This window comes from Bradyrhizobium cajani (assembly GCF_009759665.1).
Taxonomy (GTDB): Bacteria; Pseudomonadota; Alphaproteobacteria; order Rhizobiales; family Xanthobacteraceae; genus Bradyrhizobium; species Bradyrhizobium cajani.
On record NZ_WQNE01000010.1, the window covers coordinates 132,516 to 149,782 of the forward strand.

18 protein-coding genes are annotated in these 17,267 nt (G+C 65.6%); 11 read left to right on the forward strand and 7 right to left on the reverse strand.

The window, feature by feature from the left end; genetic code table 11:
• Positions 1-93: 93 nt before the first annotated feature.
• Positions 94-678: a HutD/Ves family protein gene (locus GPL20_RS14850; RefSeq protein WP_157330207.1), complete on the reverse strand. Its 585-nt coding sequence runs from the start codon at positions 676-678 to the stop codon at positions 94-96.
• A gap of 271 nt (positions 679-949) precedes the next feature.
• Here GPL20_RS14850 and GPL20_RS14855 point away from each other — a divergent pair, with 271 nt between their 5' ends.
• Genes GPL20_RS14855 through GPL20_RS14870 form a run of 4 tightly spaced genes read left to right on the forward strand, consistent with a single transcriptional unit; the run spans position 950 to position 3,492 of the window.
• A complete protein-coding gene (locus GPL20_RS14855; RefSeq protein ID WP_157330208.1) occupies positions 950-1,255 on the forward strand; it encodes a BufA1 family periplasmic bufferin-type metallophore in 306 nt (101 codons plus the stop codon).
• A gap of 47 nt (positions 1,256-1,302) precedes the next feature.
• Positions 1,303-2,217 carry an MNIO family bufferin maturase gene (bufB, locus tag GPL20_RS14860; RefSeq protein ID WP_157330209.1) on the forward strand — a complete coding sequence of 305 codons (915 nt, stop codon included), beginning with the start codon at positions 1,303-1,305 and terminating at the stop codon, positions 2,215-2,217.
• Entirely contained in the window at positions 2,207-2,989 is a 783-nt protein-coding gene (locus tag GPL20_RS14865; protein WP_157330210.1) for an HvfC/BufC N-terminal domain-containing protein, read from the forward strand. The genes bufB and GPL20_RS14865 overlap by 11 nt, the downstream gene beginning before the upstream one ends.
• A complete protein-coding gene (locus GPL20_RS14870) occupies positions 2,986-3,492 on the forward strand; it encodes a DoxX family protein (protein WP_157330211.1) in 507 nt (168 codons plus the stop codon). The genes GPL20_RS14865 and GPL20_RS14870 overlap by 4 nt, the downstream gene beginning before the upstream one ends.
• 16 nt (positions 3,493-3,508) lie before the next feature.
• Here GPL20_RS14870 and GPL20_RS14875 read toward each other — a convergent pair whose 3' ends face one another.
• From GPL20_RS14875 to GPL20_RS14885, 3 genes are read right to left on the reverse strand one after another with little or no spacing between them, the layout of a single operon-like run.
• Positions 3,509-4,354: an SDR family NAD(P)-dependent oxidoreductase gene (locus GPL20_RS14875; RefSeq protein ID WP_157330212.1), complete on the reverse strand. Its 846-nt coding sequence runs from the start codon at positions 4,352-4,354 to the stop codon at positions 3,509-3,511.
• Positions 4,355-4,363: 9 nt separating this feature from the next.
• The gene (locus GPL20_RS14880) at positions 4,364-4,915 is read right to left on the reverse strand and encodes a carboxymuconolactone decarboxylase family protein (protein ID WP_254125834.1); all 552 of its coding nucleotides are present in this window, start codon (positions 4,913-4,915) and stop codon (positions 4,364-4,366) included.
• Positions 4,893-5,588, reverse strand: a complete 696-nt coding sequence (locus GPL20_RS14885) for a TetR/AcrR family transcriptional regulator (RefSeq protein WP_157330213.1) — start codon at positions 5,586-5,588, stop codon at positions 4,893-4,895. The genes GPL20_RS14880 and GPL20_RS14885 overlap by 23 nt, the downstream gene beginning before the upstream one ends.
• A 167-nt stretch (positions 5,589-5,755) precedes the next feature.
• Here GPL20_RS14885 and GPL20_RS14890 point away from each other — a divergent pair, with 167 nt between their 5' ends.
• The 5 genes from GPL20_RS14890 (at position 5,756) to GPL20_RS14910 (ending at position 10,537) form a co-directional block, all read left to right on the forward strand.
• Positions 5,756-6,976 (forward strand): ABC transporter substrate-binding protein, encoded by a 1,221-nt coding sequence (locus GPL20_RS14890; protein ID WP_157330214.1) that lies wholly within the window; start codon positions 5,756-5,758, stop codon positions 6,974-6,976.
• Between the two features lie 4 nt (positions 6,977-6,980).
• On the forward strand, positions 6,981-7,874 hold the full coding sequence (locus GPL20_RS14895; RefSeq protein WP_157330215.1) for an MBL fold metallo-hydrolase: 894 nt from the start codon (positions 6,981-6,983) through the stop codon (positions 7,872-7,874).
• 11 nt (positions 7,875-7,885) lie between these two features.
• On the forward strand, positions 7,886-8,854 hold the full coding sequence (locus tag GPL20_RS14900; RefSeq protein WP_157330216.1) for a Bug family tripartite tricarboxylate transporter substrate binding protein: 969 nt from the start codon (positions 7,886-7,888) through the stop codon (positions 8,852-8,854).
• 233 nt (positions 8,855-9,087) lie between these two features.
• Positions 9,088-9,627 carry a VOC family protein gene (locus GPL20_RS14905; protein ID WP_157330217.1) on the forward strand — a complete coding sequence of 180 codons (540 nt, stop codon included), beginning with the start codon at positions 9,088-9,090 and terminating at the stop codon, positions 9,625-9,627.
• Positions 9,628-9,724: 97 nt separating this feature from the next.
• Positions 9,725-10,537, forward strand: coding sequence for a class I SAM-dependent methyltransferase (locus tag GPL20_RS14910; RefSeq protein ID WP_157330218.1), 813 nt, complete (start codon positions 9,725-9,727; stop codon positions 10,535-10,537).
• Positions 10,538-10,562: 25 nt separating this feature from the next.
• Here the strand turns inward: GPL20_RS14910 and GPL20_RS14915 are convergent, their stop codons facing one another.
• Both GPL20_RS14915 and GPL20_RS14920 read right to left on the reverse strand, forming a co-directional pair.
• Complete coding sequence (locus GPL20_RS14915; RefSeq protein WP_157330219.1) at positions 10,563-12,113, reverse strand: L,D-transpeptidase; 1,551 nt, start codon at positions 12,111-12,113, stop codon at positions 10,563-10,565.
• A gap of 264 nt (positions 12,114-12,377) precedes the next feature.
• Entirely contained in the window at positions 12,378-13,814 is a 1,437-nt protein-coding gene (locus GPL20_RS14920; RefSeq protein ID WP_157330220.1) for a lipopolysaccharide biosynthesis protein, read from the reverse strand.
• 265 nt (positions 13,815-14,079) lie between these two features.
• Between GPL20_RS14920 and GPL20_RS14925 the strand changes: the two genes are divergently transcribed.
• Both GPL20_RS14925 and GPL20_RS14930 read left to right on the forward strand, forming a co-directional pair.
• The gene (locus GPL20_RS14925; protein WP_157330221.1) at positions 14,080-15,159 is read left to right on the forward strand and encodes a glycosyltransferase; all 1,080 of its coding nucleotides are present in this window, start codon (positions 14,080-14,082) and stop codon (positions 15,157-15,159) included.
• Positions 15,156-16,223, forward strand: coding sequence for an endo-1,4-beta-xylanase (locus GPL20_RS14930; protein WP_254125830.1), 1,068 nt, complete (start codon positions 15,156-15,158; stop codon positions 16,221-16,223). The genes GPL20_RS14925 and GPL20_RS14930 overlap by 4 nt, the downstream gene beginning before the upstream one ends.
• A gap of 4 nt (positions 16,224-16,227) precedes the next feature.
• Here GPL20_RS14930 and GPL20_RS14935 read toward each other — a convergent pair whose 3' ends face one another.
• A complete protein-coding gene (locus tag GPL20_RS14935) occupies positions 16,228-17,175 on the reverse strand; it encodes a DUF6492 family protein (protein WP_157330222.1) in 948 nt (315 codons plus the stop codon).
• Positions 17,176-17,267 lie beyond the last annotated feature (92 nt).

Consider the following 17,267-nt stretch of genomic DNA (forward strand, 5'->3'; position numbering starts at 1 on the left):
GCATCTTGCGGAGATATCGTGCTCCGGCGCGGCGGCGTCAACCTGGCCAGTTGCCCGGTTTGGGCGCATCGGGCGATCGGGGGTGCTCGCCGTCTAGGCGGCGAGCCGGATCGATCCCAGCACGACCAGACCCGATGCGAGCGCGAGGCTCGATTGCTCGGTCAGTTCGACCTTCAGCGTGCCACCGCCCGGAATCGCGAAGCTCTCGCCGCCGAGGCGAATGCTGCAATCGCCGCGAGGCGCATGGATGAGATGCGTTCCGGCGGACAAGACGCGATCGCCGCGTGCCCTGAGCGCTTCGAGCTCGATCTCAACTGCACCCCGCCGCGCCATCAGGTTCACGACCTCGACCGGGCCGGCCTCGAGCTCGGTCACGATCGCGAGCTCGCCGGGGAAGCGCACCGTCGTAAAAGGTTCACGCTCGTCGAATTCCTGTCCCGGCGCCTTCAACACCAGACCACGCCCGCCCACGACCATCTGCAGGCGGTCGATGCCGGGCATGTGGGAGAACGGACCGGGCGCCACGATGGGCGTACTGGCAAAACGCCAGAGCAGGCTGTCCCAGTCCTTTGCCGGGCTATCTGCGCGATGGGCGTCCGCGATGTCGGTGAAAACGCCACCGCCGTTCTTCCAGGGCGAGCGGGTGTAGTCTTCGGATTTCAGCAGCGTGGTCTTCATGTCCTCATCATGCCCGTGACGGGCCGACTTTGCCAGCCGGTCTGAACTTCGTCGCGAGAGCCTCGGCCGATGTCGCTATTTCGACGTCAATGCCGCCACGGCGGCACCGGTCTGCCCGCTAATGCCGGCCGGGCGCACGGCCTGTGCGCGCTCGCCCAACCGGTCTCACGGACTCGTGAGCGGCTCGAAAGTAACTCGGGGTGCGGTCGAGACGAATGAAACAATGTGCTTTTCGCTCGCGAAGCGATTCCATTTCAAAAGGAGAGTCCTGATGTCTGCCAAGCATGCTGTCACTTCGATCGTTCTGGCCGGTGCGATGTCGACCGCACTCGCCAGTCTTGCCGCCGCGGGCCCGCTGACCAAGGCCGAGGCCGATGCGGCCGTCGCCGCCAAGAAGGAAAAGTGTTTCGGCGTCGCGCTGAAGGGCCAAAACGACTGCGCGGCGGGACCGGGCACGACCTGCCAGGGCACCTCGACCGTCGACTTCCAGGGCAACGCCTGGAAATTCGTGCAGGGCGGCACCTGCACCAGCATCGAGCTGCCGGGCGGCAAGAAGGGCTCGCTCAAGCCGATCTGACGCACCGCGTCGCAACCACGACAACAGAGGAACAGCGGAGAGGAACCATGACGATGGCAATCGCTCCCAAAACGTCCGCGGTGCCGCTCCGCTATTCCACCCCCATCGGCGGCGTTGCCGGGACGAGCTTCAAGCCAGAGCACCTGCCGGCCATCGTGAACGCGGGGCCGCAACGCGGCTTCTTCGAGGTTCACGCCGAAAACTACATGGGCGCGGGTGGGCCACCACATCGCGCGCTGGAGGCGATCCGCCGCGATCATTCGCTGTCGCTGCATGGCGTGTGCATGTCGATCGGCGGCCTCCAGCCGCTCGACAAGGCGCATCTGGCACGCTTCCGCGGCCTGGTCGCGCGCTATCAGCCTGCGCTTGTCTCCGAACACCTTGCCTGGTCGACACATGAGACCAGCTTTTTCAACGATCTGCTGCCGCTGCCGTATACGCAAGCGACGCTGGCTTGCGTCTGCGATCACATCGACCAGGTGCAGGATGCAATCCGCCGGCCGCTGCTGCTGGAGAACCCGTCGACCTATGTCGCCTTCCGCGACTCGTCGATGAGCGAGACCGACTTCATCCGCGCTATTTCCGAGCGCACCGGCTGCGGGCTGCTGCTCGACATCAACAACGTGTTCGTGTCGGCGACCAATCACGGGTTTTCCGCGCTGGACTATCTTGCCGACTTTCCGCTGTCGCGGGTTGGGGAAATTCATCTCGCCGGGCACACCGAGCAGACCGACGACGAGGGCGATTTGCTGCTGATCGACAGCCATGACGGCCCAGTCGCAGATGCCGTCTGGAAGCTCTACGAGATCGTCATCCGGCGCCGCGGCCCGGTCCCGACGCTGATCGAGTGGGACAGCAAGATTCCGGACTGGCCGGTGCTGCAAGCGGAAGCCGCCGCCGCGCAGGCGATCCTCGATGGCTGCCGGCCATCCGCCGCGAGCGGGGATCGTCATGCCGCCTGAGCAACACCTGTCCTTTGCCGCGACCTTCGCCCCGGCGCTGCTGGACCCGGCGCGGACCGCACCTGCGATCGTGACCGGCCCGAACGGCAAGGCGGCCGGCAAGCGCTACGCCGTCTACCGCAACAACGTCACCGTGAGCCTGATCGAGGCCCTCGCCGCGATCTATCCAACGGTGCAGCGCATCACGGGTCCGGACTTCTTCCGGGCGATGGCGCGCTTCCATGTCCGCAGCAACCCGCCGACATCGCCGCTGCTGTTCGACTATGGCCACGACTTTCCGGACTTCATCGCGCAGTACGAGCACGCGCAGACCATGCCCTGGCTCGCCGGCGTTGCGCGCATCGAGCGGGCCTGGCTCGACGCCTACCATGCGTGCGATGCCGCACCGTTGTCGCCGGCCCGGCTGTCCGCGATCGTCCCGGACCAGTTGGCCGAGATCGTGTTCACGCCGCATCCGGCGATGCGGATCATACGCTCGCCGTTTGCCGCCGTGACGATCTTCGCGGCCAACCGCGATGGCGCCCCCACCGCGCGCATCGATGCGTCCACACCCGAGGACGCGCTGATCACGCGGCCTGATGTCGAGGTCGCGGTGGGGCATCTTCCTCCCGGCGGTGCCGTCTTTGCCGCCTGCCTGGCCTCCGGACAGCCGCTCGGCGAAGCCGCCAGCGCGGCGCTCGAGGCGTCTGCGGACTTCGACATCGCCACGAACATCGCCGGCCTGATCGAGGCCGGCGCATTCACCTCGCTTGCTCTCGGAGACGTACCATGATCACGGACCAACGCATGGCGACAGGCGGCGGTCCGCCGTCGCTCGGGCTGCTCATCGACAAGGCCAATCAACTTGTGCAGACGATCGCCACGCCATCGCTCGTCCAGCTCGTGCTGCGCGTGGCGCTGGCGGTGCCGTTCTGGCGCTCGGGCATCCTCAAATGGGACGGCTTCCTGCGGCTCAACGACACCGCGGTGACGCTGTTCAGCGACGAATTCATGCTGCATCTGCCGGGCGGCCCCTATCACTTTCCGGCACCGACGGTGATGGCCTTCCTGTCGGGCTCCGGCGAAATCATGTTCCCGATCCTCCTGGTGCTGGGACTCGGCACAAGGTTCGCAGGGCTCGGACTGTTGTTCATGACGCTGATCGTCGAGCTCACCGTGCCGGACGGCTGGCCGATTCACCTCACCTGGGCGGCGATGGCGCTCGCCCTCATGGCTTACGGACCCGGGCACATCTCGCTCGACCATCTCATCTGTCGCGCACGATCGCACGCGTGATAGGGCGCGGCCGGCGTTACATCCCGCTCAGGCCGCTATCGACCGCGAGCGTCTGCGCGGTGACGTAGACGCTTTCGTCGGAGAGGAAGAACAGCACGGCATAGGCGATCTCCCAGGCCGTGGCCTGGCGGCCGAAGGGGACGTGACCCTTGCCGCGCGAGGGGCGGCCGGCGCCGGCTTCGCGGCCGTTGGGGGTGTCGACGAGGCCGGGATAGACGAGATTGGCGCGGATGCCGCGGCGCGATCCGAGATGGGCGATGTTGCGCATGAGGCCGCCGAGCGCGGCCTTGGAGGAATCGTACACCGCCATCTGCGAGCCGGCCTTCAGCGCGGCGATGGAGGAGATGAAGACGATGGCGCCGCCATCGTCGAATCTCGGCAGCGCGGCACGGCAGCACAGCATGGGCCCACGGACGTTGACGTCGTAGATCCTGTTCCACTCTTCGGGGCTGACGGCATCGAGGCCGACCTTGCCGAAGGTGCCGATGTTCAGCACCATGCCGTCGAGCCCGCCCATGGCGCAATGCGCTTCCTCGATCATGCGCTGAACGTCGGCTTCGCTCGTGACGTCGGCGGCGATGGCAAAGGCCTCACCGCCTTCGTCGGTGATGCGCTTCACCGTCTGTTCCGCCGAGGTCCGGTTGAGATCGGCGACGGCGACCTTCGCACCCTCGCGGGCGCACAAGATGCTCATGGCGCGGCCATTGCCGATCGGATCGGTGGCGGCGTCGAACACGCGCTGGCCGCCGCCGACGATGAGGATGCGGCGGCCCTTCAGCCGTCCCCTGCCCGGCGCCTCGCCTAATGACTCCGCGCTGGGCGAACGGACATAACGCTCCGGCTTGCTCTCGGTTTCCGTCATCTCAACCGCCTACTTCTTGCCGCCGTCATAGACCTTCATGCCGGCGGCGGGATCGAGATCGGTCTCGGTCGCTTCGGTGAGGCGCGCCATCATCATGTAGAAGCCGAGCGCGACGATGGATTCGACGATCTCCTGGTCGCTGAAGTGCGCGCGGGCAGCAGCGAACGTCGCTTCGGGAACGCGGACGTTCTCGACGACCTCGCGGCCGAACTTGAGCAGCGCACGCTCGCTCTCGTTCAGCGCCGCGGCGTCGTAGTCGCCGCGCTCGACGGCGTCGATCTGGGCCTGCGTGCAGCCGACGCCGAGCGCGATCGGCACGTGCTGGCGCCATTCATAGGCGCCGCCTTCGAGCTGCGCGGCCTGGAGGATCAGCAGTTCGCGGTTCACTGCCGAGAGCTTCTGCTTGTGCAGGATCGAATTGCCGAGCCGCATCGCCGGGATCATGTTGGCCTCGGCATGGGCCATCATGCGAAAGATGTTGAGCTTGACCGGCATGCGGTCGAACGAGGCGCGGATGTCGCCGCTCGTCGTCTCCGGATCAATCAGCGGCAGCCTTGCCACGGTTCTCTCCCTTGGTTTTTCGTTTCTTGTTGTCGTCGTTGCTCGCCGCGATCAGCGACAGGAAGAAGGCGAGATAGCGCTCGATCGCCTCGATCACCTTCGGCCGCGGCGAGGGTGCCGCGCCCATCACGTAATGCTCGAGGCGGATGTAGATGAGGCCGGCGGCGAACAGCCGCGCGGTCTCGCGCGGATCCGGCGTCGAGACAAGGCCCGCGAGCGCAAAGCCGCGGAAATAATCCGTCATCAGGCTCTGCTCGCGCGCATAGAAATGATCGGCAAATTTGGCGCGGATGCCGGGCACGCGGTTGCGCTCGGCAGTGATGACCTTCTGAAACTGGTGCTCGCGCGGATCGGACCATTGCTCGACGAGGTCCAATGCGAACTGCCGGCAGAACGCGGCGGGCTGGCGCGCGAGCTGCCTGTAGCGCGGCTCCTCCAGGCGGCTCGCCGAGCTGGCCGGGCCGTGCTCGGCAACAATCGCTTCCAGGATCGCGGCCTTGCCGGAGAAATGATTGTAGAGGCTGCTCTCGCGGATGCCAACGCGGCGCGCCAGCTCGCGCATCGAGGCGCCGCCATAGCCACTCTGCGCGAACAGGTTGAGCGCCTCGGTGAGGATACGCTCGCGGGTCGTGGGCGCAGCCGCTTCCGCCGCGCTGGAGGTGTGGACAGCCATGCGACTTGACTAACGAACGATCGTTCGCTAGTCAACCGTACGAACGATCGTTCGTTTGCCAGTCTGGCGGCGATGGTCGTGGCCCGCAAGATCGCTTTCGGGCGCCGTTCTCGCGTTTCAACTCCGCTCCATCGAGAAGCGGAGAGCAATTCCTGGGGAGACGATTCATGGCGCGCTTTGCCCGACTGCGCGTGGCCTGCATCCTGTTGCCGCTGCTCGCAGCAGGCCCCGTTCAAGCCCAACCCGCTCAAGCCCAAAACGCGAAATACGATCCCGGCGCCGACGACAAGACCATCAAGATCGGCACCACGGCGCCGCTGAGCGGCCCGGTGTCGGCCTTCGCCCAGATCGCCAAATCGGCGGAGGCCTATTTCCGCAAGGTGAACGACGACGGCGGCGTCAACGGGCGGCGCATCCAGATGATCATCGCTGACGATGCCTACAGCCCGCCGAAGACGGTGGAGCAGACGCGGCGGCTGGTCGAGAGCGAGGAAGTGCTGCTGATCTTCGGCGGCGTCGGCACGCCGACCAACAGCGCCGTGCACAAATATCTCAACGACCGCAGGGTGCCGCAGCTGTTCCTCGGTTCGGGCGCCGCGAAGTGGGACGATCCCAAGAACTTTCCGTGGACAATCGGCTGGCAGCCGACCTATCGCGACGAGGCGATCGCCTACGCCAGATACATCAAGGCGAGCCACGCCCATGCGAAGATCGGCGTGCTCTACCAGAACGACGATCTCGGCAAGGACTATCTGAAGGCGCTGGAGGAAGGGCTCGGCAGCGGCGAGGCGATCGTGGCGCGCGCCGCCTACGAAACCTCGGCGCCGACCGTCGACACCCAGATCCTGCAACTGAAGACCGCCGGCGCCGACGTCGTGCTGGTGGCGGCGACGCCGAAATTCGCAGCCCAGGCCATCCGCAAGATCGGCGAGATCGGCTGGAAGCCTGTGACCATCATCTCCAACGTCTCGGCGTCGATCAGCGGCGTGCTGGAGCCGGCCGGCAAGGACAATTCCACCGGCGTCATCTCCAGCCAGTATCTGAAGGACGCGACCGATCCCGCACTGAAGGACGATGCCGGTTACAAAGAGTGGCTCGCCTTCATGGACAAGTACCTGCCGGAGGCCAACAAGAACGACTGGCTCAACGTCTATGGCTACACCATCGCGCAGACACTGGTGACCGTGCTGAAGGCGGCCGGCAATGACCTCACCCGCGCCAATGTGATGAAGCAGGCAACGATGCTCAGGGACGTTCGCCTGCCGATGCTGATCAACGGCACCGCGGTGAACAATTCGCCCGAGCGCTATACGCCGATGACGAGCCTTCAGCTCATCCGCTTCGACGGCACGCGCTGGGTGCCGTTCGGCGACCTCCTGAAGAACTGAGCAAATGCGACAGATCAGGATCGGCAGCATGCGGGTCGATCTCGTCAGCGAGATCGCCGCGCTTGCCTTCGACAAGAGCTGGCTGTTCGCCAACGTCACCGACGAGGTGATCGCGGAGAACCGGAGCTGGCTCGATCACCGCTATATCGAGCCGGAGACCGGCCGCTTCATCCTCAGCCATCACTCCTATCTGGTGCGCTCGCCGCGCTGGACCGCCATCGTCGACACCTGCTGCGGCAACCACAAGAGGCGGCCGCGCGTGCCGGCGTGGAACGATCTCAACCAGCCTTATCTCGAAAACATGCAGGCGCTGGGCGTTGCGCCCGAACAGGTCGATTTCGTGATGTGCACGCATCTGCATGTCGACCACGTCGGCTGGAACACGCGGCTTCTCGACGGCCGCTGGGTGCCGACCTTCCCCAACGCGCGTTATCTGATGGGCCGCGCCGAATACCGGCACTTCGAGGCCGCGCACAATGCCGCGCCGAAGAGCCCGGTGAACCACGGCTCGTTCGAGGACTCCGTGTTGCCGGTGGTCGCGGCCGGGCTCGCCGAACTGGTCGAGACCGATCATCGCCTGTTTAGCGATCGCGACGCGGCCCTGCGCTTTGCGCCGGCGCCGGGCCATACCGCCGGCAACATGCAGATCCACCTGAACGGCGGCCACGATCACGCGGTGATGTCGGGCGACGTCATCCATCATCCGATCCAGTGCGCTGCGCCGTGGCTGTCGAATGCCGCCGACGTCGATCCGGCCGCTGCGGTCGCGACGCGGCTGGCGCTGCTCCAGGAGCTTGCGGACACGCCGAGCTATCTGCTCACCGGCCATTTTCCGGCACCGACCGCCGGGCGCGTGGTCCGGCACGGCGATGCCTACAGATTTCGTTTCGAGGATTAGGGGGAACCATCATGAAGCTGCGCACCGTCACACTGTCATTGCTCGCACTGCTGTCGGCGGCCCTGCCGGCACGAGCCGAGGATCCGGCGGCTTACCCCACCCGCAAGATCAGGATGCTGCTGCCTTACGCGGCCGGCGGCGGCGGCGACGTGGTCGGTCGGCTGCTCGCCGACAGGATGAGCAAGTCGCTGGGACAGAGCATCTATATCGAGAACCACACGGGTGCCGCCGGCACGCTCGGCACGCAGATGGTCGCGGCGGCCGCGAACGACGGCTACACCATCACCGTCGGCGGCATGACCACGCATGTGCTGGCGCCGGCGATCTATCCGAAGCTGGCCTACGACCCGATCAAGGATTTCACCACGATCGGCCGCGTCGGGACGTCCTCGATCATGCTGGTGGCGACCAAGGACTTTGCCGCCAACGACATCAAGGGCCTGATTGCGCTCGCCAAAAAAGGCGAGCCGGTCCAGTACGGCAGCTGGGGCGTCGGCTCGACCGGACAGTTCTGCGCGGAGATCCTGATGCAGCAGACCGGCATCAAGATGGATCACGTGCCGTTCAACGGCATTGCGAAGCTTGCCGGCGATCTGCTCGGCGGCCACATCTCGCTGGCGACGCTCGATGTGGCGACCGCGACGCCGCTGGTGAAGGACGGCTCGATCAAGGCGCTGGCCGCCTGCGGTGAGCGTTCGCCCAGCCTGCCTGATGTCGCAAGTTACAAGGAACAGGGCGTGCCGTTCGACCGCAGCCTGTCCTGGGCGATGTATGCGCCGGCGGGCCTCGCCGAACCGATCGCCAAGAAACTATCGGCAGCGTTGAAGGACGCGCTCGGCGATGCCGTGGTGAAGGAGAAGCTCCTCGGGCTCGGCATCACGCCGCAATTCGTTCCCGGCGACGAGCAGCGCGACATCAACGCGCGCGATATCGCGGTCTGGAAGCAGGTTGCCAAGGACGCCGGCATCGAGGTCAAGTGAGCAAGAACGTGGCGGGAAGCTTGCGTGCGGCCATCCTTCGAGACGCCCGCCTGCGGCGGGCCCTCAGGATGAGGTCGCGTGTTGCGGCAAGATTTCAGACCCTCATGGCGAGGAGCCCGCAAGCGGGCGTCTCCGGACGATGCTCCGCATCGCCGGGCGAACCATGCCGGCCGAGCTTGTCCCACGGCCTCCCGCTGTGCTGACGTGATTATGTTGAGAACAGGAGCGCGGGCATGAGCCGCATCTTCGGCGCGGTGCGCCAGAACGGATATGTGGTGCGGGACATCCACGCCGCGATGAAGCACTGGATCGAGGTGATGGGCATCGGTCCCTGGTATTACATGGATCGCGTCAAGACCGACTGGTTCCGCCACCGCGGCCAGGACTCCGCGATCGAGATGAGCATTGCGCTGGCCAACTCCGGCGATCTCCAGATCGAGCTGATCCAGCAGCGCAACGATGCGCCGTCGATGTACCGGGAGTTTCTCGACGCCGGCCACGAAGGCCTCCAGCACATGTCCTATTGGAGCCACGACTACCAGGCGCTCTACGACAAGGCACTCGGGCTCGGTTACAGGATCGGCCATGAGGGCCAGATCGGCGGCGACAAGGGGCGCTTTGCCTATTTCGACACGCAGGCCCATCCGGGCACCGTGATCGAGATCTCCGACATCAGCGGCACCAAGGGGCCGTTCTTCGAAAAAGTCCGGCAGGCGGCCTTGAGCTGGGACGGCACGCGGCCGATCCGCGAGGTCGGCGGCGCGAAATCTTAAATCCGATCGCGAATTGCGGCCGGAACAAGCTGCTGGCGCGGCAGGCGGCAATCCATGATAATTTGAGCCTCGTGTCCGAACCTTCAGCGAGGCAATCATGTCCAGCACTGACAAGGTTTTCGCCGGCTCGATTCCGAAAATCTACGACGAATATCTCGTCCCGATGATCTTCGCCGTTTACGCCGACGACATCGCGAGGCGCGTCGCTGCGCGTTCGCCCTCCGCGCTGCTCGAGATCGCGGCGGGCACCGGCGCCGTGACGCGCGCCGTGGCGGCGGCGCTGCCGCGCGGCGTCCGATATGTCGCGACCGACCTCAACGAGCCGATGCTCGCGGTCGCAGCGCAGCGTCAGGCGGATGACGATCGCATCAGCTGGCGCCAGGCGGACGCAATGGCCCTGCCCTTCGGTAACGCCGAGTTCGACGTGGCCTGCTGCCAGTTCGGCGCGATGTTCTTTCCGGACCGCGTCAAGGCGTACGGGGAAGTGAAGCGCGTCCTGAAGCCGGACGGCCCGTTCATTTTCAATGTCTGGGATCGCATCGAGGACAACGTGCTCACGCACGAGGCAACGGTCGCGCTCGGCAGGATGTTTCCCGACGATCCGCCACGTTTCATGATCCGGACGCCGCACGGCTATTACGACAAGGCCGTCATCAGAACCGACCTCGAACGTGCAGGCTTCCGCGACATATCGATCGAGACACGGCCTGAAATCAGCCGCGCGCCATCGGCCGAGCATGTCGCGATCGCACTCTGCCAGGGCACGCCGCTGCGCAGCGAGATCGAGGCCAGGGATGCCAGCAAGCTTCAGGCTGCCACCGACCTCGTTGCCGAGGCGCTCCGGACCCGCCATGGATCCGGAACGGTCGATGGCAAGATCCAGGCGATCGTGATCGAAGCGCGCGCATAAATCGCGGGCTTCGGGGCTCCGTACCTTACCAGAAACTCCGCTGCATCGGCTGCGCCGGCTGATAATACTGGTACTGGCCGCGCCGGCGCGGATTGACCGGTTGGGCGTACGGATCGCGCTGCTGGAAGAAGAAACCGAAGCCGCCATTGTCCCAGCCGTCATCGCTTGCAACGGCCATCGGCGCGGTCGGCTTGCGCGTGATGAAGCCGCCCTGGGGATGGCTGCTCAGCACCGCGACGAATTCGGTGCGGTAGTTGGTCTCGCTGCTCAAGGGCTCGTCCGAGATGATGATCGAGGAGCGCGGCAATGCGGTCGGCGCGATACGATCCCACACCTCCTGCGGGATGGTGACCCGGTCGAGTGCGTTCCTGGCGTCGTCGCCGTTTTCGATCGTGACCACGCTCCAGCGCAGGCCGTTATCGTTCTTCGCCATCGCCGTGAAGATGTGCGTGCCGAGCGGCTGGTCGGGATTGCGGATGGTGACGGGAACCTCGATGCTGGTGTCGAACACCTCGCCGCCGCCATCCGGCGCCGGCTTGTGCGTGTTACGCCGTACGTAGAGCTTCTGCGTCGCGCGGCTGATGTAGACCGAGACCGGCTCGAGCGCGAGCTTGGCGTCGGTCGCAGCCTTCACCGCGTCGGCCTTCCGGGTCGCGGCCGCCTTCGCGGCCTCCTTGGTGGCGGCGACGGCGTCACGCTTCGGCTGCGCTGCGGCCTTGGCGGCGTCGAGTTGCGCCGCTGCGTCGGCAGCCTTGGCGGCGGCCTTCTGCTTCAGCTCCTCGGCCTTGACCCGGGCCTGGTCGGTCTTTGCCGTCGCAAGCTGTTTGTCGACGAAGGCGAGCTCGGCCTCAGTGCGGCTCTTCTGCTGTTCCAGCTTGCGCAGCGAGGCCGGCAGCGAGGCGGCCTCTTTCGCAGCAGCCGCCGCGGCTTTCTTGGCGTCATCGGCGACCCGCGTGGCCTCCTCGGCCTCGGCGGAGAGCCTGTCGGCACGGTTCGGCACTGCCGCGATGGCCTCGCGCTTCGGCACGAACAGCGAGGGGTGAGCAAAATCAACCGGCGCCGCATCATCCGGTGAGATGATTACTCGCATCCCGATGTTGGTCTTGTCGAACAGGTTCTCGGCGAAGCCGAACGGCATCCGCACGCAGCCGTGCGAGGCGGCATAACCAGGCAGCGGGCCGCCATGCAGCGCGATGCCGTTCCAGGTGATGCGCTGCATGTTCGGCATCCAGGCATCGTCATACATGGTCGAGCGGTGGTCCTTGTCCTTCTCGACGATGGCGAAGACGCCGGCCGGCGTCTCGCGTCCCGTGGTGCCCGTCGACACCGGCGCGCGCAGGATCCAGCCGTCGGCATCGTAGAAGGTGACCTGCTGGCTCTTGATCGAGACGATCGCCATGATCGGCTCACCGGCCTCGCGCGGCGCAACCGCCTCGACCGGCTGGCGCGCCTGCTTGGCCGCGATCGCCGGGGCTGCCGCCGCAAGCATGGCCACCCCCGCGAGCGCAAGGATTCCGGGAGGCAACCGACGCCGCATCGCCTTGGTTGATTGCGCCGTCTTGGGTCGGTTTTTCATGCCATCCTCGGTCGAAAGCCAGTCGGCTTGTGCCAGTCAAACGCCAAATTGCGATCTTTGGATTAAGAGATCGCAGCCGCCATACGTTCCGTCTGTGGCGATATTCGGCACGCTTCGGCGACAAATCTCTCATATACGACGGCTCGCGCAGGCGGAAGGTCGCTTGCGGCCGGGGCTGGCCCGAAGCTGGCGCCTGCCGCTGCGGCAGAATGTCCGGGTAAGACGTGGCCGGGCCGACGCCAGCCAAGCCCTCCCCCACCCGGATTAGACGCCCAGCGCCTTCCGGTTGAACGTTCGCAGGAGGCGCAGTGACAGCGTTCGCACGTTCGCGACGTTCATCAGCCACGCCGCAGCGGCGTAAGCGAGGCCGCCTGCAAGGCTGACGATGGTCAGCGCCACGAGGCCGGTGCCGCCTGCTTGCGATCGCGCAACCAGGATCGCCGCCGCCATCGCCGCGGCGGAGGCGGCAACGCCGGCGAGGCGGTTGAGGTCGAACGGGACCGGGTGGGCGCGCCGCATCAGGACCACCGCGACGACGAAGCCGATCGCCTCGGTCGCGAGCGTCGCCAGCGCCGCGCCGTAGAGGCCGTGGCCTGCGACCAGCACGAACATCAGGACCACGCTGACGACCAGCGTGAGGAAGGACTGCGCCGCCAGCACGAACGGACGCTCGGCGAGCTGGAAGCTGATCTGCACGTAGAACTGATTGGCGATGCCGAAGAAGCGGGCGAGCACCAGGGTCGGCAGCAGCGCCGACACGCCGGCGCGGAAGTCGACGCCGACAAGCGTGCCCGCAACCTGGTCTGCCGCAAGCGCAAGCCAGACGGCGACGGGCGCGACGACGACGAGCAGCAGCTCGAGGCTTTCGCTCAGCCGCTCGCGGGTCGTCTCATTGTTCTTCTCCGACAACGTCCGAAACACGAGCGGCACGGTCGCAGCGGCGACGCTGGAGGCGATCATGACCATGAACTGGCGCGGCAGATCGGCGGCGACGCCAAAGATGCCGGCAGCATCCTTGCCGAGCAAATAGGCGACGATGAGCCGGTCGCAGGCCGAATAGACCGCAACGGACAATCCGGCCAAGGTCAGCGGCAGGCCGTAGCGCGCCAGCTGCATGAACTGGCTGCGCTGGAAGGATGCGATCCCGGTGCGGTCGCCGACGAGGTTCAGGACGATCCCGGTGAGCGAGCCGAGGCCGAACGCAGCGAGCAGCCCCAATCCACCCCAGCCGAGCCAGATGCCCAACAGGCCAAAGCCGACGCTCGACACGCTGCGCACGATCGAGATCGCCGCGAACCGATAGGGCCGCAATTTGGCCCGCTCGAACTCCTGGCCGACATCGACCGCATTCGCCATGATCGCGACGAACATGCTGGCGAGCAGCAGCTCGACACTGAGGTCGCTGCGGAACAGGAAGACCAGCGGGGTCGTGGCGCAGAGGACCGCGGCCGTCAGCGCGAAGGCGACCATCGCCGTACCGCGAAAATCGACCTCCGCCGACATCGCCTGATAGCGGGACACCGACAGCTTGATCCAGGCAAAGAAGATCGCGCCCAGGATGCCGGCGAGGCTGATGCCGACGACATAGACGCCGTACTCCGCCGGGCTCAGCAGCCTCGTGTAGGCCGTGACCGCGAAGAAGCCCACCGCCGCGGGCAGGATGTAGGCGACGAGATAGATCGAGAAATGGCGGTTCAGCATGCGAGCACGGGACCGTTAGCGGCCTTTGGGATTAACGGGTCGTTAAAAACAGTTGGACTTTGGTGTGGCAATCGGACTGCGCCGCTGGCTTCGGCCAGGATAGTCGCATAAGTCTGCAAATCGGATCGCCAATGGAGCGATCGCGCGGATATCGCGCGTTAGCGTTAAGTTTGCCCTGTCCTTGAAGAGACCGGCCGGATCACAGAAAAGAGCCAATGATATCAAAACGTCGTCCGACCCCCTCCGACGCGTGGACGTGACCGACATGGACATTGCCGAACGAACACGGGCGAACCCGACCTCTTCGCCGCATGGCGGCACCGAGGTTCCGGGCTATTTCGGCACGCGGGGCGGTGAACGGATGGTCCTCAACCTCTTCTTTGAGGAGCGGGACGACCGCTGGTTTCCCGGCGACCGTAACCTTCGGCCGCTGCTGCGGCGCCTGTTGCTGGGCAAGTCCTTCATCAGCGGCCAGCGGCGCGTCTTGCTCAACCTGTGTGCGGGCCTCGACCGGCTCGGCATCCGCTATCGCGTCAACGACTATCGTTACATCCGCAAGCATCCCGAGGAACTTGCCTGCATCATCGGGCGGCCGTTCGTGCTCGACTGGTTCGCCTGGAAGAACCCGCTGCTGCTCGGCGTCGCCATGTACGATCACCCGGTCGATGCGCCTGAGCGCCTGAAGGATTTCAACGTGAAGCGCGTTCTGGTGCCATGCGCCTGGTACGCCAACATGTTCCGTCCGCACTGGCCCCATGTCGACGCCTGGCCCGTCGGCATCGAGACCGATTTGTGGACGCCAACGCCGGCGGACCAGAAGAGCGTCGACGTGCTGCTCTACGACAAGGTGCGCTGGGATTACGGGCGGTACGAGCCGGAGCTGATCGAACCGATCCGCAGGCATCTCGAGGCGAGCGGCCGCACGGTCGAGGTCATCCGCTACGGCCATTACAAGGAAGACGACTACAAGAAAGCGCTGGCGCGCTGCCGCAGCATGATCTTCCTGTGCGAGCACGAAAGCCAGGGCATCGCCTGCCAGCAGGCGCTGTCGAGCGGCGTTCCCGTCTTTGCCTGGGACCGCGGCGGACCGTGGCAGGACCCGAAGTATTTTCCGCACAAGGTGCGATATGAGGGCGGCGTATCGTCGGTGCCCTATTTCGACGCGCGCTGCGGCATGACGTTCCCTGACGCAAGCGGCTTCGCGGCCGGCTGGAGCGATTTCTGGTCGCGCGCCAGCGCGGGCGATTTCGCGGCTCGCGACTATGTGCTGGACCATCTGACGCTCGAGAAGGGCGCGCTTCACTACTACGAGATCGCCGAGGCGGCGATGCAGAACCGCGAGTGACCAGTCTCGACAGACGCGAATTCCTGCTCGGCAGCGCGGCGATGCTCGCGGCGGGCGGATCGGCGTCCGCCGCGCCGGCGTCGAAGCTTGCCCAGCGCCGTCCCGGCTATGGCGCGGCAGTGACGCTCTGGGATCTGCAAGCGGACCCCCGGCTTGGGGATGCCATCAGCACCTATTGCACCCAGGTGGTGCCGGTGCTGGAGCTGAAATGGCCGATGCTGCGGCCGGACGCGCACACCTTCGCCTTCGAGCGTGCCGACGCGATCCTGGATTTTGCGCAGGCGAACGATCTGACGATGCGCGGCCACGCGCTCGCCTGGTATCACGACATTCCGGATTGGACCAAGCAGATCAAGGATTCCAAAGGCGTCGAGCGCGCCTTCGTCGATCACATCGGCACCGTCGTCTCCTACTACAAGGACAAGCTGACGTCGTGGGACGTCGTCAACGAGCCGATCCCGGACAATCCGAAGAAGGTCACCGACCGGCGCGACACGTTCTGGACCCAACACCTCGGCGACCGCTGGATTCCGCTGGCGTTCCGCACGGCCGCCGCGGCCGATCCTCTCGTGAAGCTCGCGATCAACGAATACGACATCGAGTCGGCCAAGGACTCCTTCATCGCCAAGCGCGCGGCCTACCGCAATCTCATCATGGAGCTGCTCGACCAGGGTGTGCCGCTGCACGCCGTGGGACTGCAATCGCATCTGCATGCCGAGCTCGAGATCGACACGCACGGGCTCGCCGAATTCGTCGCCGAGCTGCGCTCCTGGGGCCTGGACGTGCTCGTCACCGAGCTCGACGTCGACGACCAGAAGCTGACGGGCAGTCCGGCGGAGCGTGACGCCATCGTCGCCAAGCGTGTCGACGATCTGCTGACGGCCATTTCGACCAGCGGCCCGGTGCGCTCGATCCTGACCTGGGGGATCTCGGACCGCTACAGCTGGATCAACGGCACCTTTGCCCGCAAGGACAAGCAGCCCAACCGTCCCCTGCCGCTCGACGGCGAGTTCAAGCCGAAGCCGTTCATGGACGTGATCAGCAAGTTCACGAAGGCGGTTTAAGGATCTAGCGCGTCTTCGGCGTCTCGAATTCGATCTCGTCGCCCATGTGATCGGGCGACAGGCTCGGACCGCGGCGGTCGCGCGAGCTGAGGCGGAACACGTCGCGGATGTCGTCGATCGAGGTCGACGAATAGGACTGGATGCAGAGCGCGACCTGGTCCGGCGAGGCGGCACGCATCATCGCCTCGATCGCCGGCCGGTCGAGGCGCGTGTCGTCCCAGTGCGAGACGGCGATGCTGTCTTCGGTGATCCGGTGAGCTGCCAGATGTTCCGGCGAGTTCGCGACGAAGTTTCCGTAGAGCAGATATTCGGAGAACTTCTTCTTCCGGCACAACGCCAGGGCCCAGCTCAGGCCCGTCGCCGACTTGATGGCGTCAGTCATCGCGCGCGCGGCGTCCTTGTCCCAGACCAGCGCGTTGCCGACGTAGTCATCGGCCGGGAACGAGCGCTGCTTGATACCGAGAAGCTGATCGACGGTGCGGAGCCACAGCACATGCAAGGGGTGGTCGGCGTCGATCCCCTTGCGCGTGACGAACAGCGGCGTCTTCTCACCGCCCGCATACTGGCCGACGTCGAATTCGCGGAAAAACAGGTTGTCCGAATCCAGGATGCAGACGCGCTGCTCCGGCGCGTTGAGGACGCCGGCGATCTTCAGGATCTGCTGGATGTGCCAGCCGTGCACCGGCGACGACAGCAGCGACAGCCAGACGCGCCGGTTACCGAACTGGAGCGCCGGCGGCAGCGCAAAGAGCCATCTCGGCAGATAGCGCGAGGCGGGAACGATGACGCGCTTGTCGGAAGCGAACCGCTCAAACAGCGGCACGTCCTCATCGTTAACGAGAACATAATGCCGCGTGTATCCCGTGAGCCAGGTGTCGATGCTCTCGCTGAGCAGCGAAAAGCGTTCGATATCCTTGGCGTAGCTGGCAGTCAGCAGGGCAACGGAATGCATGGGCGCGCTCGAATGGCCGTCAGGCTGCACTCATAGCCGCGGCAAGAGATGCTGGAAACTCACAAACGGAATCAAGGTAAAACGAAACGAAG

Excerpts from the sequence above, each read along its gene's own strand:
- GPL20_RS14850 (WP_157330207.1), bottom strand. The coding sequence starts at position 678 with ATGAAGACCACGCTGCTGAAATCCGAAGACTACACCCGCTCGCCCTGG.
- GPL20_RS14855 (WP_157330208.1), top strand. The coding sequence starts at position 950 with ATGTCTGCCAAGCATGCTGTCACTTCGATCGTTCTGGCCGGTGCGATG.
- bufB (WP_157330209.1), top strand. The coding sequence starts at position 1,303 with ATGACGATGGCAATCGCTCCCAAAACGTCCGCGGTGCCGCTCCGCTAT.
- GPL20_RS14865 (WP_157330210.1), top strand. The coding sequence starts at position 2,207 with ATGCCGCCTGAGCAACACCTGTCCTTTGCCGCGACCTTCGCCCCGGCG.
- GPL20_RS14870 (WP_157330211.1), top strand. The coding sequence starts at position 2,986 with ATGATCACGGACCAACGCATGGCGACAGGCGGCGGTCCGCCGTCGCTC.
- GPL20_RS14875 (WP_157330212.1), bottom strand. The coding sequence starts at position 4,354 with ATGACGGAAACCGAGAGCAAGCCGGAGCGTTATGTCCGTTCGCCCAGC.
- GPL20_RS14885 (WP_157330213.1), bottom strand. The coding sequence starts at position 5,588 with ATGGCTGTCCACACCTCCAGCGCGGCGGAAGCGGCTGCGCCCACGACC.
- GPL20_RS14890 (WP_157330214.1), top strand. The coding sequence starts at position 5,756 with ATGGCGCGCTTTGCCCGACTGCGCGTGGCCTGCATCCTGTTGCCGCTG.
- GPL20_RS14895 (WP_157330215.1), top strand. The coding sequence starts at position 6,981 with ATGCGACAGATCAGGATCGGCAGCATGCGGGTCGATCTCGTCAGCGAG.
- GPL20_RS14900 (WP_157330216.1), top strand. The coding sequence starts at position 7,886 with ATGAAGCTGCGCACCGTCACACTGTCATTGCTCGCACTGCTGTCGGCG.
- GPL20_RS14905 (WP_157330217.1), top strand. The coding sequence starts at position 9,088 with ATGAGCCGCATCTTCGGCGCGGTGCGCCAGAACGGATATGTGGTGCGG.
- GPL20_RS14910 (WP_157330218.1), top strand. The coding sequence starts at position 9,725 with ATGTCCAGCACTGACAAGGTTTTCGCCGGCTCGATTCCGAAAATCTAC.
- GPL20_RS14915 (WP_157330219.1), bottom strand. The coding sequence starts at position 12,113 with ATGAAAAACCGACCCAAGACGGCGCAATCAACCAAGGCGATGCGGCGT.
- GPL20_RS14920 (WP_157330220.1), bottom strand. The coding sequence starts at position 13,814 with ATGCTGAACCGCCATTTCTCGATCTATCTCGTCGCCTACATCCTGCCC.
- GPL20_RS14925 (WP_157330221.1), top strand. The coding sequence starts at position 14,080 with ATGGACATTGCCGAACGAACACGGGCGAACCCGACCTCTTCGCCGCAT.
- GPL20_RS14935 (WP_157330222.1), bottom strand. The coding sequence starts at position 17,175 with ATGCATTCCGTTGCCCTGCTGACTGCCAGCTACGCCAAGGATATCGAA.